Source organism: Mesorhizobium sp. WSM4829 (assembly GCF_055811475.1).
Genome location: NZ_JBVVQJ010000009.1, coordinates 195,785 through 211,644 on the forward strand (window position 1 = coordinate 195,785; position 15,860 = coordinate 211,644).

15 protein-coding genes and 1 riboswitch are annotated in these 15,860 nt (G+C 66.7%); of the genes, 12 read left to right on the forward strand and 3 right to left on the reverse strand.

What is annotated here, in order from left to right; all coding sequences use genetic code 11:
* Complete coding sequence (locus AC0L17_RS11870; protein ID WP_023798851.1) at nucleotides 1–582, reverse strand: NuoB/complex I 20 kDa subunit family protein; 582 nt, start codon at nucleotides 580–582, stop codon at nucleotides 1–3.
* Entirely contained in the window at nucleotides 573–938 is a 366-nt protein-coding gene (locus tag AC0L17_RS11875; RefSeq protein WP_023798850.1) for an NADH-quinone oxidoreductase subunit A, read from the reverse strand. Before AC0L17_RS11875 ends, AC0L17_RS11870 begins: the two co-directional genes overlap by 10 nt.
* 335 nt (nucleotides 939–1,273) lie before the next feature.
* On the opposite strand from AC0L17_RS11875, the gene AC0L17_RS11880 reads away from it, so the two are divergent.
* From AC0L17_RS11880 to AC0L17_RS11915, 8 genes are all read left to right on the forward strand, one after another.
* The gene (locus tag AC0L17_RS11880) at nucleotides 1,274–2,473 is read left to right on the forward strand and encodes a winged helix-turn-helix domain-containing protein (RefSeq protein ID WP_473515955.1); all 1,200 of its coding nucleotides are present in this window, start codon (nucleotides 1,274–1,276) and stop codon (nucleotides 2,471–2,473) included.
* A gap of 273 nt (nucleotides 2,474–2,746) precedes the next feature.
* Nucleotides 2,747–2,950: riboswitch (cobalamin riboswitch) on the forward strand.
* A gap of 38 nt (nucleotides 2,951–2,988) precedes the next feature.
* A complete protein-coding gene (locus AC0L17_RS11885) occupies nucleotides 2,989–3,423 on the forward strand; it encodes a DUF1636 family protein (protein WP_128173888.1) in 435 nt (144 codons plus the stop codon).
* Nucleotides 3,420–4,457 carry a cobalamin biosynthesis protein CobW gene (gene cobW, locus AC0L17_RS11890; protein WP_473515956.1) on the forward strand — a complete coding sequence of 346 codons (1,038 nt, stop codon included), beginning with the start codon at nucleotides 3,420–3,422 and terminating at the stop codon, nucleotides 4,455–4,457. The genes AC0L17_RS11885 and cobW overlap by 4 nt, the downstream gene beginning before the upstream one ends.
* An 18-nt stretch (nucleotides 4,458–4,475) precedes the next feature.
* Nucleotides 4,476–8,162, forward strand: a complete 3,687-nt coding sequence (locus AC0L17_RS11895) for a cobaltochelatase subunit CobN (RefSeq protein WP_473515957.1) — start codon at nucleotides 4,476–4,478, stop codon at nucleotides 8,160–8,162.
* The gene (gene cobG / locus AC0L17_RS11900) at nucleotides 8,159–9,643 is read left to right on the forward strand and encodes a precorrin-3B synthase (RefSeq protein WP_473515958.1); all 1,485 of its coding nucleotides are present in this window, start codon (nucleotides 8,159–8,161) and stop codon (nucleotides 9,641–9,643) included. The genes AC0L17_RS11895 and cobG overlap by 4 nt, the downstream gene beginning before the upstream one ends.
* Nucleotides 9,640–10,281 carry a precorrin-8X methylmutase gene (locus tag AC0L17_RS11905; protein ID WP_473515959.1) on the forward strand — a complete coding sequence of 214 codons (642 nt, stop codon included), beginning with the start codon at nucleotides 9,640–9,642 and terminating at the stop codon, nucleotides 10,279–10,281. The genes cobG and AC0L17_RS11905 overlap by 4 nt, the downstream gene beginning before the upstream one ends.
* Nucleotides 10,278–11,033: a precorrin-2 C(20)-methyltransferase gene (locus AC0L17_RS11910; protein ID WP_473515960.1), complete on the forward strand. Its 756-nt coding sequence runs from the start codon at nucleotides 10,278–10,280 to the stop codon at nucleotides 11,031–11,033. The genes AC0L17_RS11905 and AC0L17_RS11910 overlap by 4 nt, the downstream gene beginning before the upstream one ends.
* Nucleotides 11,030–11,794 (forward strand): precorrin-3B C(17)-methyltransferase, encoded by a 765-nt coding sequence (locus AC0L17_RS11915; RefSeq protein ID WP_473515961.1) that lies wholly within the window; start codon nucleotides 11,030–11,032, stop codon nucleotides 11,792–11,794. Before AC0L17_RS11910 ends, AC0L17_RS11915 begins: the two co-directional genes overlap by 4 nt.
* Here the strand turns inward: AC0L17_RS11915 and AC0L17_RS11920 are convergent.
* Entirely contained in the window at nucleotides 11,758–12,525 is a 768-nt protein-coding gene (locus AC0L17_RS11920) for a cobalt-precorrin-6A reductase (RefSeq protein WP_473515962.1), read from the reverse strand. The genes AC0L17_RS11915 and AC0L17_RS11920 overlap by 37 nt on opposite strands.
* A gap of 1 nt (nucleotide 12,526) precedes the next feature.
* Between AC0L17_RS11920 and cbiE the strand changes: the two genes are divergently transcribed.
* The 4 genes from cbiE to cobA form a co-directional block, all read left to right on the forward strand.
* Nucleotides 12,527–13,768 carry a precorrin-6y C5,15-methyltransferase (decarboxylating) subunit CbiE gene (gene cbiE, locus AC0L17_RS11925; RefSeq protein WP_473515963.1) on the forward strand — a complete coding sequence of 414 codons (1,242 nt, stop codon included), beginning with the start codon at nucleotides 12,527–12,529 and terminating at the stop codon, nucleotides 13,766–13,768.
* Nucleotides 13,765–14,274, forward strand: a complete 510-nt coding sequence (locus AC0L17_RS11930; RefSeq protein ID WP_473515964.1) for a cobalamin biosynthesis protein — start codon at nucleotides 13,765–13,767, stop codon at nucleotides 14,272–14,274. Before cbiE ends, AC0L17_RS11930 begins: the two co-directional genes overlap by 4 nt.
* Nucleotides 14,271–15,035 (forward strand): precorrin-4 C(11)-methyltransferase, encoded by a 765-nt coding sequence (gene cobM, locus AC0L17_RS11935; RefSeq protein ID WP_473515965.1) that lies wholly within the window; start codon nucleotides 14,271–14,273, stop codon nucleotides 15,033–15,035. Before AC0L17_RS11930 ends, cobM begins: the two co-directional genes overlap by 4 nt.
* Nucleotides 15,032–15,860, forward strand: an 829-nt coding sequence (gene cobA / locus AC0L17_RS11940; protein ID WP_473515966.1) for a uroporphyrinogen-III C-methyltransferase, incomplete at its 3' end; no start/stop codon positions are given. The genes cobM and cobA, both read left to right, overlap by 4 nt.

The window sequence follows — 15,860 nt, forward strand, 5'->3', positions numbered from 1 at the left end:
TCACCGCTCGATCGTGCCGGTGCGGCGGATCTTCTTTTGCAACAGAAGGATGCCGTAGAGCAGCGCTTCCGCGCTCGGCGGACAGCCGGGCACATAGATGTCGACAGGCACGACGCGATCGCAGCCGCGCACCACCGAATAGGAATAGTGGTAATAGCCGCCGCCATTGGCGCAGGAGCCCATCGAGATGACGTAGCGCGGCTCCGGCATCTGGTCGTAGACCTTGCGCAGCGCCGGCGCCATCTTGTTGGTCAGCGTGCCGGCGACGATCATGATGTCGGACTGGCGCGGCGAGGCGCGCGGCGCAACGCCGAACCTCTCCGAGTCATAGCGCGGCATCGAGGTGTGGATCATCTCGACCGCACAGCAGGCAAGACCGAAGGTCATGAACATCAGCGAGCCGCTGCGCGCCCAGGTGATCAGCGCCTCGGTCGAGGTGACGAGAAAGCCCTTGTCGGCAAGCTCGTCGTTGATCTCGAGAAAGAACGGATCATTCGCCCCCACCGGCTTTCCGGTGCTGGGGTCGAGAATGCCTTTTGGCTTCGGCGCGACGAGCGTGCCGGAATTGTCGCTCAATCCCATTCCAGCGCTCCTTTCTTCCATTCATAGGCAAAGCCGATGGTCAGCACCGCCAAAAACACCATCATCGACCAGAAACCGAGCATGCCGATCTGGCTGAAAGACACTGCCCACGGAAACAGGAAGGCCACTTCCAGATCGAAGATGATGAACAGGATCGACACCAGGTAGAAGCGGATGTCGAACTTCATGCGGGCATCGTCAAAGGAGTTGAAGCCGCATTCATAGGCGGAAAGCTTTTCCGGATCGGGATTGCGGTAGGCCACCAGAAAGGGTGCGGCAAGCAGCGCCAGGCCGACGACCAGCGCCACGCCGATGAACAGGACGATGGGCAGGTACGAACTCAACAATGCGTTCATGCTGCAGCTTTCCGTTGGCGGCCAATCCACTCTGATTACAGCACCGGACCCACTTGCGGAAGCGTGACAGTTTAACCACTGAACCGTTTTAGGGGGCTCTATGCTGCAACGCGGCGAGGGTTAGCGCAGGGCTTTCGGCGAAGCAAGTCAAACCTTGTTCAAAACACGGTGCTCGACGGCATATCCGGATAAACTGGTCCAATCCGCTCCTGTTTGATTTCCTTCGCTTTTTACTCCACTTTTCTCTCCTGACATAGATGCCGCCGGAACCCTGCTAGCATGGTGCGGAATCATCTCTTCCACCTTTGGTCGAACGCCGACAGAGTGCCGCCTGCATGAAGGAAAAAATCTCGCTCGCCTTGGCCCGGCGCATCGCGCTTGCCGCACAGGGGTTTGCCGATCCTCGCCCTAACGGCACGCCCGATCGCCGCAATCTGGCCCGTGTGCTTGCCCGGACCGGTCTGCTGCAGATCGATTCCGTCAGCGCGGTGGTGCGTGCCCATTATATGCCGCTCTATTCGCGGCTTGGCCCCTACCCGCTCGCCCTGCTCGACAACGCCGCCGTGACGCGCAAGCGCAAAGTCTTCGAATATTGGGCGCACGAAGCCTCCTTTCTGCCGGTCGAGACCTATCCGCTGATGCGCTGGCGCATGGAACGGGCCGAACGTGGCGAGGAAATGTATAACGGGCTGGCCAAGTGGGGCCGCGAGCGCGCCGCCTACATTGAAGACATTTATCGCGAGGTCGTCGAACGCGGCCCGATCGCCGCTTCCGCCCTGGAAGGCCAGAAAGGCTCCGGCGGCTGGTGGGGCTGGAGCGACGCCAAGCACGCTTTCGAATGGCTGTTCTGGGCCGGCCGCATTACCACGGCGTCGCGTCGTGGCTTCGAGCGGCTTTATGATCTGCCGCAGCGCGTGCTGCCGCCGGCAGTACTTGCCCTGCCGGTGCCCTCGCCTGAGGATGCGCACCGCGAATTGCTGCGCATCTCCGCCCGCGCCCACGGCGTCGCGACAGCAGGCGACCTGCGCGACTATTTTCGTCTCTCTCCCGCTGACATCAAAGGCCGCATCGAGGAACTGGTCGAGGCCGGCGACCTCTTGCCGGTGACCGTCGAAGGCTGGAGCAAGCCAGCCTATCTTCACAGGGATGCCCGTTTTCCGCGCAAGATCGAGGCGCGCGCCTTGCTCGCTCCGTTCGATCCGGTTGTCTTCGAGCGAGCACGTACGGAAAGACTGTTCGACTTCCGCTATCGCATCGAGATCTACACCCCGGCCGAAAAACGCCAGTACGGCTATTATGTGCTGCCGTTCCTGCTCGGCGAAAGGATCGTGGCGCGCATCGACCTTAAGGCCGACCGCCCGGCCAGCGTGCTGCGCGTCCATGCCGCCTATGCCGAGCCCGGCGCGCCACCGCAAACCGCCGCCGAACTTTTTGAGGAATTGAAGCTGATGCAGGGTTGGCTCGGCCTCGAACGCATCGAGGTGACGCCCGCGGGTGATTTGGGCCACGCGCTGGCGGAAGTCGCGGTTTCGTAAGGGATTGCTGATGTCGGCGCCGCCCCTCACCTGCCTGCCGGGCATTTCTCCCCGTATAGTGACGGGGAGAAAGGACGACTTCGTTTGGGATTTCGCCAATCTACAGCGTTGTAAGGCTGGGCGCCCAGGTGCGGCCGGCTTTCCTTCTCCCCGTCACTATACGGGGAGAAGGTGCCGGCAGGCGGATGAGGGGCAGCGCCGACATCGAAAATCGCTCTGGAGCGTTTCCCTCGCCGTGTCGTAGACGTGCGTTGACACGACTGCCTCCACAAGCCTAAATCCGGTTCAGACGGTCTCCTCTCGGCAAAGGGAGGAGCCAAGAGGGAATGCGGTGCGAAATCTCGATTTCAAATCCGCGGCTGTCCCCGCAACTGTAAGCGACGAGCCAAGGCCGATAACCACTGGGAAAATCCCGGGAAGGCGGCACCAAGGCGATGACCCGCGAGCCAGGAGACCTGCCGTCTAGGACATAAAAATCCGATCGCCTGGCGGGTTTTCCGGGCAAGGAGCCTGATTTGGAACGCGACAGCAGTTTTTCGGCTGAGACAGCGGGCGTATTGTCCGGCGATGATGATGCTCTGGCCGACGTCACCGTGATCGTCTGCGCCTCCTGCCGTGACGAGACCGGCTCCGACGGCCATCCTCGCGCCGGCGAATTGTTGGCCGAAGACACGCGCCGCGCCGCCTCTGGCGAAAATATCCGTATCCGCAGCGTCGAATGCCTCGGCAACTGCAAGCGCCGGCTCAGCGCCGCTATCCTGCGCGACGGCTGCTGGAGCTATGTCTTCGGCGACCTGACCGCGACCAGCGGCGCCGATCTCATCACCGGCGCAAAACTCTTCGCCACCTCGACCGACGGCCTCATGCCATGGCGCGGCCGCCCCGATTGCCTGAAGCGCGGCCTCGTTGCCCGCATCCCTCCCCTCGACCTTTTGAAGGACCAGATATGACCACTTCCGTCTCGCGCGTGCCCTGCACCGTCGTCACCGGCTTCCTCGGCGCCGGCAAGACGACGCTGATCCGCCATCTGCTCGAAAACGCCGGCGGCAAGCGGCTGGCCATCATCGTCAACGAGTTCGGCGACATCGGCATCGATGGCGAGATTCTTAAGGGATGCGGCATCGACACCTGCCCTGAGGAAAACATCGTCGAACTGGCCAATGGCTGCATCTGCTGCACCGTCGCCGACGATTTCGTCCCGGCGCTCGACCAGATCCTGTCGCTGACGCCCAGGGTCGACCATATCCTGATCGAAACCTCCGGGCTGGCGCTGCCCAAGCCGCTGGTCCAGGCCTTCCAGTGGCCGACGGTGAGGAGCCGGGTGACGGTCGACGGCGTCATTGCCGTGGTCGACGGGCCGGCGCTGGCCGAAGGCCGCGTTGCCAACGACATGGACGCCCTGCAGGTGCAGCGCGCGCAGGACGAGACGCTCGACCACGACGATCCGGTCGAGGAGGTGTTCGAGGACCAACTCGCCTGCGCCGACCTGATCATATTGTCAAAGAGCGACCTGATGGACGCCGCCGGCTCGGCCCGCGCCAATGCCGTCATCGGCAAGCACGCCGCCCGCGCGGTGAAGATCGTGCCGGCCTCTCAGGGCAAGGTCGATCCGTCCGTGCTGCTCGGCCTCGGCCTTGCCGTCGAGGACGACATCGAGAACCGCAAGACCCACCACGACGACGAGCTCGATCACGAGCATGACGATTTCGACTCGTTCGTCATCGATATTCCGTCGATCGCCAATCCCGATGAGCTGGCTTTGCGTGTCGCCACGGCGGCGGAGGAAGAAAACGTGCTGCGCGTAAAAGGCTTCGTCGAGGTCGGCGGCAAGCCGATGCGACTGTTGCTGCAGGCTGTCGGGCCGCGCGTCAACCACTACTACGATCGCGCCTGGACTGCCGACGACGACCGCCGCTCGCGCCTCGTCGTCATCGGCCTGAAAGGGCTGAACCGCCCGGCCATCGAGCGTATTCTCGCCGGCTGACCTCAGGCACGAGCCGCGATGCACATCCTCACCACCACATCCGCCTCGCTCGACGATCTCGCCGAGCCTGTCGATCTCAGGCAGACGCCTGCGGATGTCGTGGCGCTGTCCTTCACCGACAGCGATCTGGCCGGGCTGGCGGCGGCATGGAAAGCGGACGCGGATCGGCTGCCGTCGATGCGGCTGGCCGCCTTGCGCGATCTGCGCCATCCGATGTCCGTCGACCTCTGGATCGACAGCGTCGCCCGGCACGCCAGGGTTGTTCTGGTTCGCATCCTCGGCGGCTACGACTGGTGGCGCTACGGCTGCGACCAGCTCGCCTCGACCGCCCGCACGCACGGCATAAAACTGGCGCTGCTGCCCGGCGAATGCCGCGACGAGGATTTGCGGCTGATCGAAGGCTCGACGCTGCCGCGCCAGGAACTCGACGGCCTGCTCGGCTATTTCCGCGAAGGCGGCCCGGAGAATATGACGGCGCTGGTGCAGAGGCTGGCAAGTCTCGCCGGATCAGATGTGGCGGTCGCGGAGCCGGTTGTCGTGCCGAAGGCGGGCTACTATCAACCGGGACGCGGTGTCATAGAGCGCGACGTCCCCCTCCCCCTCGAGGGGAGGGTCCGGCCGAAGGCCGGGGGTGGGGTCGCCTATGAAGTGCGCCAACGCTTTGAAGTGCGCCAACAGCAAAAAACGTCGAGTACTGCCGCAACGACCCCACCCGGCCCTGCGGGCCACCCTCCCCTCGAGGGGGAGGGGGACGTCGTGCCCATCCTCTTCTACCGCTCGATGCTGCTCGCCGCCGACGTCGCGCCGATCGACGCATTGTTTGAAGCGCTGCGGCAGCGCGGCATGGCCCCCGTGCCGATCTTCGTCTCCAGCCTCAAGGACCCGGCCTCGCTCGCCTTTGTCGAGACCGCGCTTGCCGCGCTGAAGCCGGCCGCCATCATCACCGCGACCGCCTTCGCCTCGGGTGCCGAGCCCGGCGTCGAAACCCTGTTCGACCGCGCCGGCGTTCCTGTTTTTCAGGTCATCGTCGCGACGACACGCCGCGATATCTGGCAAGACAACCAGCGCGGCCTGGCGCCCGCCGACCTCGCCATGCATGTCGTCCTGCCGGAACTCGACGGCCGCATTCTCGCCGGCGCCATTTCCTTCAAGGGCGAAAGCGAGGTCGATCCAGCATTGGCTTTCCGCGCCTTCGCCAACCGGCCGGAGCCGGACCGCGTGGCGCAGGTGGCGAACCGTGTCGAGGCGTTCGTGCGCCTGCAGCGCACGCCGCGCGAAAAACGCAAGCTCGCCATCCTGATCCCCGACTATCCAAGCGCGCCCGGCCGCACCGGCTACGCCGTCGGCCTCGACGTGCCGTCCAGCGTGCTGGCGATGCTGCACGACCTGAGCGAACAGGGCTACGTCGTTGAAGGGATTCCGCAAACGCCGCGTGAATTGCTGGAGATGCTGGAGTCGGTCGATCAAGGGTTGGCATTGAAGGAGTACCTGACCTTCTCGAAGGAATTGCCTGCTGAGGCAATGGCTGTGGTAGAGGCCGCGTGGGGGAATGCGGCAGATGAGACAGGTTTGTGCGAGGCACCCCCCTCTGTCCTGCCGGACATCTCCCCCACTTGGGGGGAGATTGCGCCCTCATCTCTGCTTTCGCCAATTTCCAACGCAGCAGGAGGAGAGCCGGCAATGGAGCCGCCAATCTCCCCCCAAGTGGGGGAGATGTCCGGCAGGACAGAGGGGGGCGCGACGGAGCACCAACCTTCGAGTCTGGCAAACAGCAAACAATTCCCCTTCCGCGCCGCCACCTTCGGCAACATCACCGTAGCACTTGCCCCCGACCGCGGGCGTTCAGTCGACCGTCGCGCCGACTATCACGACCCGACGCTGCCGCCGCGCCATGCGCTGATTGCCTTTGGCCTGTGGCTGCGCAAGTCGCTCGATGTCCATGCCCTCGTCCATGTCGGCGCCCACGGCACACTGGAATGGCTGCCCGGCAAGACAGTGGCGCTCAGCGAATCCTGTTTTCCCGAGATCGTCACCGGGCCCCTGCCCGTCATCTATCCCTTCATCGTCTCCAACCCGGGAGAGGCGGCACAAGCCAAGCGGCGCATCGCCGCCGTCACCCTCGGCCATCTGCCGCCGCCGCTGACCGGCGCCGGTCTGGACGAGAACCAGCAGCAGCTCGAGCGGCTGGTCGACGAATATGCCCAGGCTGAAGGGCTCGACCGCCGCCGCCGCGACCGCCTGGCGAGGCTGATCGTCGAAACAGCTGAAAAGACCGATCTCGCCTCCGAGGCCGGCGTCGCCGGAACCGACGCGCCCGACGAAGCGCTGCGCCGCATCGACGCCTGGCTCTGCGACCTCAAGGACTTCGCCATCAAGGACGGGCTGCACATCTTTGGCCGCTCGCCCGAGGGCGAGGCCGATCCGCTGCGCCAGCAAAGTGCAGCAGCCGAGAAGTCAGCATTGATCGCGGCCCTCGACGGCCGCCATGTCGCTGCCGGGCCGGCCGGCGCACCGGCGCGTGGCCGGCGCGATGTGCTGCCGACTGGCCGCAACCTGTTCACATCGGATCCACGCACCATGCCGACGCCGACATCCTTCGATCTCGGCAGGGCGGCGTCCGACGAGGTCTTGCGCAGCTACATGCAGGCGCATGGCGACTGGCCGCGCTCCCTGGTCATCGACCTCTGGGGCTCGGCCTCGCTGCGCACCGGCGGCGAAGAGATCGCGCAAGGCCTGGCGCTGATGGGCTGCCGGCCGCAATGGGATGGCGCCACCGGCCGCGTCACCGGCATCGAGGTGCTGCCGCCGGCCACCCTTGGCCGTCCGCGCGTCGATGTAACCTGGCGCATTTCAGGCCTGTTCCGCGACATGTTCCCGACCCAGATCGCCCTGATCGATGCGGCCGCCAACGCCGTCGCCGCCCGCAACGAGGACGCGACGGAAAACCCGCTCGCCGCAAAAACCCGCGCCGATGGCAAGGTCAGCCCGCGCATTTTCGGCACCTCGCCCGGCACCTACGGCGCCGGTATCGAGGCGTTGCTGTCGAGCGGCGACTGGGCGGCGCGCGAAGAAATCGGTCGCGCCTATCTCGACGCCACCTCGCATGCCTATGGCGGCGCCGAGGGCGAAGCGATTTCGTCGCCCGGCGCGTTCGAGGGTCGCGTCGCCGAGGCCGACCTCCTCGTCCATGCCGGAGACGACCCCGGCCGCGACATTTTGGAAGGCTCCGCCGATGTCGCCTTCATCGGCGGTTTTTCGGCAGCGCTTGCAGCGCTTGGCAAGAACGCCGACGTCATCGTCCTCGACACCACGGATCCGCAAAAGCCGAAGCCGCGCTCGCTTGGAGAAGCCGTATCTCGGGTGGTTCGCGCCCGCGCGGTCAACCCGCGCTTCATTGCCGGCCAGATGCGGCACGGGCCGCGCGGCGCTTCGGAATTCGCCGAGACGGTCGACCGTCTCGTCGGTTTCGCCGAGACCACCCATGCCATACCGGGCACACTGATCGAGGCCGTGCACGACGCCTATCTCGGCGATCCCGAGGTGCGCGCCTTCATCCTGCACGAAAATCCGGCGGCCGCGAAAATCATCGCCGAGCGTTTTTTGTCGGCGCGGCGGCGCGGTCTCTGGCACCCGCTGCGCAATTCCGTCGACGACGACCTCGCCGCCCTGATCGCCGAAGCCCGCGCGCTGGGGGTGGCGGCATGAACGCCTTCTCCCGACGCGGCGCCTGCCCTGCTTTGTCCGCGCCGATGCAGACCGGCGACGGGCTTCTGGTGCGGCTCAACCCGGTCGCTGGAGGACTCTCGCCGAAATCCTTGATCGGGCTCGGTGAATCCGCCTTGCGGCATGGCAACGGCATCATCGAAGTGACCGCGCGTGGCAGCCTGCAGATCCGCGGCCTGATATCGGCAAGCGCCCGGCTGCTGGCAATGGAGGTCGACGCGCTCGGCATCGCAGTGCGCACCGGCGTGCCGGTCGAGACCGGACCGCTGGCCGGGCTGGATCCGCAAGAGATCGCCGATCCGCGCCCATTGGCGGAGCGGATTCGAAAAGCGATTGACGAAGCCGGGCTGGCACAGCGCCTTGGCCCGAAGGTTTCGGTGGTTATCGACGGCGGCGGACAGTTGGCTATGGATGTAGTGACAGCCGATGTGCGGCTGGCTGCAACGCGCACCAATGCGGGAATCAGGTGGCAGGTGTCTGTTGCGGGTGATGGGCAGAATGCGAAGCCGCTCGCTACGGTGGGAGACGATGCGGCCCGCGATATCGCCATCGCGATACTGAGGATGGTCGCCGAAAAGGGCCGCGATGCCCATGCAAGGGATTTGACGGCTAGGCAGCTGACATCTCTCGCAAGCTGGCATTCCTTCGCGCCCCCCTCTGTCCTGCCGGACATCTCCCCCACGAGGGGGGAGATCGGCAGCTTCGCCGCCGGCTCTCTTTCTACAACTTTGGACATTGGCGAAACCGGCGATGAGGGCGCAATCTCCCCCCAAGTGGGGGAGATGTCCGGCAGGACAGAGGGGGGCGCCGTGGATCGCCTTCCTGTGCCGGCTCGCCTCCCCATTGGCGTTTTCGATCTGACAGCCGGCACCGCCCTTGGCATCGGCCTGCCCTTCGGCAGCATGCCGGCGCAAAAAATCATCGGCCTCACGCAACACGCCCTCACCCTTGGCGCGGCCGAAATCCGCCTGGCGCCACACCGCGCGCTGCTTTTCATCGGCCTCTCCCCGACCGCCTGCCACGCGCTCCAGCAGGCCGCCGCCAGCCTCGGCTTCATTATTGACGCTGCCGACCCGCGCACGAAAATCGCCGCTTGCCCCGGTGCGCCGGCCTGCGCCTCCGGCCGGATCGCCGCGCGCGACATCGCCGAGACCGTCGCCGCCGAAAACCGCGACCTCCTCGATGCCTCCGTCACCCTCCATATCTCCGGCTGTGCCAAGGGCTGCGCCCATCCCGGCCGGGCGGCGCTGACACTGGTCGGCGGCGATAACGGAGCCGGACTTGTCGTGGACGGGACGGCAAAGGCCCTTCCTGCCGGATACAGGCCGGGCTATGACGCCGCGCGCGGCGTTGGACGCATTGCCGCAGCGATCCGCGAAGCACGATTTCGAGGCGAGACCACCGCCGCCTGCCTGACAAGGCTTGGCGCGGCCGGTGTCACCGAACTCTACCGACAGGAATGAACATGCCCGCCCCCTACGACTACATCCATGACGGCACGGCGATCTATGAGCGCTCCTTCGCCATCATTCGCGCCGAGGCCGACCTGTCGCGCTTTTCCAATGCCGAAGCCGATGTCGCCATCCGCATGATCCATGCCTGCGGCCAGGTCGGGGCCGCGCAGAACTTTGTTTTTTCCAGCGATTTTCTTGCCGCCGCCCGCGCGGCACTGGCGGCCGGCGCGCCGATCTTCTGCGACGCCGAGATGGTCTCGCACGGCATCACGCGCGCCCGGTTGCCGGCCGGCAACGAGGTGATCTGCACGCTGCGCGACCCACAAACCCCCGACATAGCGAAAAAGATCGGCAACACCCGTTCGGCCGCAGCCATCGACCTGTGGGGCGAGCGCATGGCCGGTTCGGTCGTCGCCATCGGCAACGCGCCGACCGCACTTTTCTACCTGCTGGAGAAACTGCGCGACGGTGCGCCGAAACCGGCTGTCATCATCGGCATGCCGGTCGGTTTCGTCGGTGCTGCCGAATCGAAGGACGCGCTGGCCGAGAATTCCTACGACGTTCCCTACGCCATCGTGCGCGGCAGGCTGGGCGGCAGCGCCATGACCGCGGCCGCCCTCAACGCATTGGCGAGGCCGGGCCTGTGAACGCGATTGTAAAAGGCCGGCTTGTCGGCGTCGGCACCGGTCCCGGCGACCCCGAGCTGCTGACGCTCAAGGCCGTGCGCGCGCTGGCCGAGGCCGACGTGGTTGCGCATTTCGCCAAGCGCGGCAACAACAGCAATGCGCGCGCCATCGTCGGCGCGCATTTTCGTCCTGATTTGATGGAGTTGCCGCTGCTCTATCCCGTGACCACCGAAATCGACAAGGATCACGGTGATTACCGGTCGCAGATAGCGGATTTCTACGAGGAGTCGGCCGAAAAGGTCGCCGAGCATCTCAGCGCCGGCAGGATGGTCGCGGTGCTCTCGGAGGGCGACCCGCTGTTCTACGGCTCCTACATGCACCTGCATGTCAGGCTGGCGCACCGCTTTCCGACAGAGGTCATTCCCGGCGTGACCGCGATGTCCGGCTGCTGGTCGGCGACCGGAACGCCGATCGTCCAGGGCGACGATGTATTGACCGTGCTGCCGGGCACGATGAGCGAATTCGAGCTGACCCGCCGCCTCGCCGACACCGATGCCGCTGTCATCATGAAGGTTGGCCGCAACCTGCCCAAGATCAGGCGCGCGCTGGCGGCGACCGACAAGCTGGCGCGTGCCGTCTATGTCGAGCGCGGCACCATGCCGGGCGGCGTTTCGATGCGGCTGGCCGACAAGCAGGGCGACAACGCACCCTACTTCGCCATCGTGCTGGTCGCCGGCTGGTCCGGTCGTGCCGCATTGGGAGCCGAAGCATGAGTGGCCGCCTGACCGTTGTCGGCCTCGGACCCGGCAATGCCGACCAGGTGACGCCGGAGGCAAGCCGCGCCGTCGCCGAGGCAAGATTCTTCTACGGCTACAAGCCGTATCTCGACCGGCTCGACCTGCGCCCGGACCAGACCCGCGTCGCCTCCGACAATCGCGAGGAGCTGTCCCGCGCCAAGGACGCGCTGGCAATGGCTGCGCAGGGCCACGATGTCGCCGTTGTCTCGGGCGGCGACCCCGGCGTGTTTGCCATGGCGGCAGCCGTCTGCGAGGCGATCGAGGCCGGCCCGGCCGAATGGCGTGCCGTCGACGTTTCGATGCTGCCCGGCATCACCGCAATGCTCGCGGTCGCGGCCCGCATCGGCGCGCCGCTCGGCCATGATTTCTGCGCCATCTCGTTGTCCGACAATCTAAAGCCATGGGATCTCATCGAATTGCGGCTGCTGGCGGCGGCCGGCGCTGGCTTCGTCATCGCGCTCTACAATCCGATCAGCAAGGCACGCCCCTGGCAGCTTGGCCGCGCCTTCGAATGCCTCACGGCGATCCTGCCGGGTACGACGCCGGTCGTCTTCGGCCGTGCCGCCGGCCGTCCCGACGAGCGCATCGAGATTGTTCTGCTGGCGGACGCCGATGCGGAAAAGGCCGACATGGCGACCTGCATCATCATCGGCTCGCCGGAAACCAGGATCATCAAGCGCGGCGAAAAACCGGCGCTGGTCTACACGCCGCGTTCGGCGGCGGGCCCAAGAAAATGATCGACCATCGCGGCAAGGGCTTCGACGGTTTCCGCCGACGCAACGTCCGGCAGCGTCGGCCTGCGGATCATGACCACCTCGATGCCGAGCGCCCGCGCTGCGGCGATCTTGCCGTAGGTCGCCTCGCCGCCGCTGTTCTTGGACACGACGACATCGATGCGGTGTTCCCGAAGCAGTGCACGTTCGTCGGCTTCCCGGAACGGGCCGCGCGCCAGGAGATAGGTCGCGTCGGGCACAGCGAGCCTTGGCTCGACCGGATCGACGCTGCGGATCAGATAATGATGCTGGGGCGCGGTCTCGAAGGCGGCGACCTCCTGCCGGCCGAGCGCCAGGAAAACGCGGCGTGGCGCAGCGGCCAGCGCCGTCACCGCGCCGGCAACGCTGTCGACCAGCGTCCAGCGGTCACCTTCGGCCGGCTCCCAGCCTGGGCGCCTGAGCGCGACGATCGGCACGCCGGCCTCATGCGCCGCTGCCGCGGCATTGGCCGAGATTTGCGCCGCATAGGGATGCGTGGCGTCGACCAGCAGCTCGATGCGGGTCTCGCGGAGGTAGGCAGCCAGCCCGTCGGCGCCGCCGAAACCGCCTACCCTCGTCGGCACGCCTTGCGCGACAGGATTTTCGGTGCGGCCGGCCAGCGACAACGTGACCTCAAGATCAGCGCGCGCAACAAGCTTGCCCGCCAGTTGCCGGGCTTCGGTGGTTCCGCCGAGGATCAGAATGCGGTGGGTCATCATGCCTGCTGAGGGTCCGCGCGCCGCCTGGCTCAACTCAAGTTGGCTCACAATCGTCGGCATCGGCGAGGACGGTGTAGCGGGTCTCGGCGACGAGGCCAAGCGGCTGATCGCCGAGGCCGAATTCGTCTTCGGCGGCACGCGCCACATTGCGCTCGTCGCGTCGCTCGCCAAAGGCGAAGCCCGTGCCTGGCCGACCCCTTTCGATGCGGAGATGCGCGACGTGCTGGCGCTTTCCGGCAGGCGAGTCTGCGTGCTGGCGTCGGGCGATCCGTTCTTCCATGGCGTCGGCGTCACCCTTGCTCGCAAAATTCCTCCCCAGGAGATGCAGGTGATTTCAGCCGCTTCTGCCTTCTCGCTGGCCGCCGCCCGCCTCGGCTGGGCGCTGCAGGATATCGAGACCATTTCGCTGCACGGCCGCCCGCTCGACCTGATCCGGCCGTTGCTGCATCCGGGCAGCCGCATCCTTGCGCTGACCTCGGACGGCGATGCGCCAGCGGCGATTGCGCGCCTGCTGGCCGAACTCGGCTTCGGTGCATCGCAGCTGACGTCACTTGAGGCGCTGGGCGGCCCGAACGAAAGGTTGCGCTCGGCGCGGGCGGACGCCTTCGACCTGCAAAAAATCAATCCGCTCAACGTTCTGGCGGTCGAAGTTGACTCAACATCGGAAGCACGCATCCTGCCGCTGACATCGGGCCTTGCCGATCATTTGTTCGAGCATGACGGCCAGATCACCAAGCGCGAAGTGCGCGCCATCACCCTGTCGGCCCTCGCCCCCAGGCGCGGCGAGTTGCTGTGGGACATCGGCGCCGGCTCCGGCTCGATCGGCATCGAATGGATGCTCGCCCATCCGACGATGCGCGCCATTGCCATCGAGGCCGATCCAACCCGCGCCGCCCGCATCCGCCGCAACGGTTCCGCCTGCGGCGTGCCCGGTCTTGCCGTCGTCGAAGGCTCGGCGCCGCAGGCGCTCGCCGGATTGGAGACGCCGGACGCGATCTTCATCGGCGGTGGCGGCAGCGATACCGGCGTGCTGGAAACGGCCCTCGAGGCCCTGCGTGCTGGCGGCCGGCTGGTCGCCAATGCGGTGACGCTGGAGATGGAGGCGCTGCTGCTCGCCCGTCACGCGTCGCTCGGCGGCGATCTCACCCGCATCGCACTATCCCGCGCTTCGCCGGTTGGCTCGATGCAGGCCTGGCGGCCGGCCATGCCGGTCACCCAATGGAGCTGGGTCAAGCCATGATGGTCGCGGGCATCGGCAGCCGCAAAGGCGTGAATGTGCAAGACGTTCTTGCGGCAATAGAAGCCGCGCTTGAAGTTCATGGGCTGGCGATGACGGCACTGTCTGCCTTGGCGACGACCGAATTCAAACGCAGCGAAGTGGCCATTCTTGATGCCGGCCGTAAACTCGATCTCCCGGTCATAGTGGTGGATGTTGCTGGCTCTGAACCGTCGCTCCCCCTCACCCGGCCTCCGCTTCGCTCGGCCGACCTCTCCCCGAGGGGAGAGGAGATCTCGCATGCTGGCGGCAGTCTCTTCTCCCCAGCGGGGAGAAGGTGGCCCGAAGGGCCGGATGAGGGGGCCGCTTTGCTCAGCCGTTCCGACCTGTCGCAGGCGCGTGCCGGCACGCCGTCGGTTTCCGAAGCCTCGGCGCTTGCTGCCGCGGGCAAAGGCGCAAAACTGCTCGGGCCGCGCACCGTGCTTGGCCCGGTCACCTGCGCCATCGCCATCAGCGGAGACGCCGCATGACCGTCCACTTCATCGGCGCCGGTCCCGGCGCGGCCGACCTCATCACCTTGCGCGGCAGCCGGCTGCTGGCAAGCTGCCCAGTCTGCCTCTATGCCGGCTCGATCGTCGCCCCGGAATTGTTGCAGCACTGCGCGCCCGGCACGAAGCTGATCGACACCGCGCCGATGTCGCTCGACGAGATCGAAGCGGAATATGTGGCGGCCCACCAGGCCGGCCACGATGTCTCCCGCCTGCATTCCGGCGACCTGTCGGTGTGGAGCGCCGTCGCCGAGCAGATCCGCCGGCTGGAGAAGCACGGCATCGCCTATACGCTGACGCCGGGCGTGCCCTCCTTCGCGGCTGCCGCGGCAGCGCTTCGCCGCGAGCTGACCATTCCCGAAGTCGCGCAAAGCCTGGTGCTGACCCGCATCTCCGGCCGCGCGTCCAAAATGCCGCCTGGCGAGACGCTGGCCGGCTTCGGCCGCACCGGCGCGACGCTCGCCATCCACCTTGCCATCCACGCCATCGACCGCATCGTCGCCGAGCTGACGCCGTTCTATGGCGCCGATTGCCCGGTAGTGGTCGTCTTCCGTGCCTCCTGGCCGGACGAGCGCGTGCTGACCGGCACGCTGGCGACGATCGAGGCGCAATTGGCCGCCGACCCGATGGAGCGCACGGCCATCATCTTCGTCGGCCGCTCGCTGGCGGCGGAAGGCTTTGACGAGAGTTCACTTTACGACGCCCACTACCAGCGGCGTTTTCGCGGACGGGACGGATTGTGAACGACGGCACCGGAAACAGCGGTGGAAACACCACGATCGAACAGGCTTTGGCCCGGCTCAACTTCAAGCCGCGCCAGCTTGAGCCCGGCCATGTCTGGCTGGCCGGCGCCGGCCCCGGCGATCCCGGCTGCCTGACGCTGGAAGTGCTGGCCGCGCTTGGGCAGTGCGATGCCCTCGTCTACGACGCGCTGGTCTCTCCCGATATCGTCGCCGTCGCCGCGGGCGCCGAGCTTTTTTACGCCGGCAAGCGCGGCGGCCAGCCGTCGATGAAACAGGACGACATCACCGCTTTGCTGGTGCGGCTGGCGCGCGAGGCCCGCCGCGTCGTCAGGCTGAAGGGCGGCGACCCTTATATTTTCGGCCGCGGCGGCGAAGAGGCGCTGGCGCTGGCGCGCGAAAACATCCCGTTCCGCGTGCTGCCCGGCCTGACTTCGGGCCTCAGCGCGCTTGCCGGGGCCGGCATCCCGGCCACCATGCGCGGCATCAACAAGGCGGTGATCCTGGCCACCGGCCACGCCGCCGGCACCGACGACGACATCGACTGGGCGGCAATCGCCCGCACCGGCCAGCCGGTCGTCGTCTATATGGGCATGGCCAATCTGCCGCTGATATCAGCCTCGCTGCTTGACGGCGGCCTGCCCCCCGCGCCCCCCGCGGCCGGGGTAGTGGCCCCCCCCCCCCCCCCCCCCCCCCACCGGCCGCGCCCCCCCCCCCCCCCCCCCCCCCCCGCCCCCCCCACCCCCCGCCCCCCGCTGCCCTGCGCCATCCGGGCGCCAGCAGCAGCGTCACCATGGCCAGGGCGAACACGACCTGGAGGTTGTGATG

Bases quoted from the DNA above. Each gene is read 5' to 3' on its own strand.
- cobG (WP_473515958.1), top strand. From the start codon at position 8,159: ATGAACGCCTTCTCCCGACGCGGCGCCTGCCCTGCTTTGTCCGCGCCG.
- AC0L17_RS11930 (WP_473515964.1), top strand. From the start codon at position 13,765: ATGATGGTCGCGGGCATCGGCAGCCGCAAAGGCGTGAATGTGCAAGAC.
- AC0L17_RS11920 (WP_473515962.1), bottom strand. From the start codon at position 12,525: ATGACCCACCGCATTCTGATCCTCGGCGGAACCACCGAAGCCCGGCAA.
- AC0L17_RS11905 (WP_473515959.1), top strand. From the start codon at position 9,640: ATGAACATGCCCGCCCCCTACGACTACATCCATGACGGCACGGCGATC.
- cbiE (WP_473515963.1), top strand. From the start codon at position 12,527: ATGCCTGCTGAGGGTCCGCGCGCCGCCTGGCTCAACTCAAGTTGGCTC.
- AC0L17_RS11875 (WP_023798850.1), bottom strand. From the start codon at position 938: ATGAACGCATTGTTGAGTTCGTACCTGCCCATCGTCCTGTTCATCGGC.
- AC0L17_RS11880 (WP_473515955.1), top strand. From the start codon at position 1,274: ATGAAGGAAAAAATCTCGCTCGCCTTGGCCCGGCGCATCGCGCTTGCC.
- AC0L17_RS11870 (WP_023798851.1), bottom strand. From the start codon at position 582: ATGGGATTGAGCGACAATTCCGGCACGCTCGTCGCGCCGAAGCCAAAA.
- AC0L17_RS11895 (WP_473515957.1), top strand. From the start codon at position 4,476: ATGCACATCCTCACCACCACATCCGCCTCGCTCGACGATCTCGCCGAG.
- cobM (WP_473515965.1), top strand. From the start codon at position 14,271: ATGACCGTCCACTTCATCGGCGCCGGTCCCGGCGCGGCCGACCTCATC.
- AC0L17_RS11915 (WP_473515961.1), top strand. From the start codon at position 11,030: ATGAGTGGCCGCCTGACCGTTGTCGGCCTCGGACCCGGCAATGCCGAC.
- cobW (WP_473515956.1), top strand. From the start codon at position 3,420: ATGACCACTTCCGTCTCGCGCGTGCCCTGCACCGTCGTCACCGGCTTC.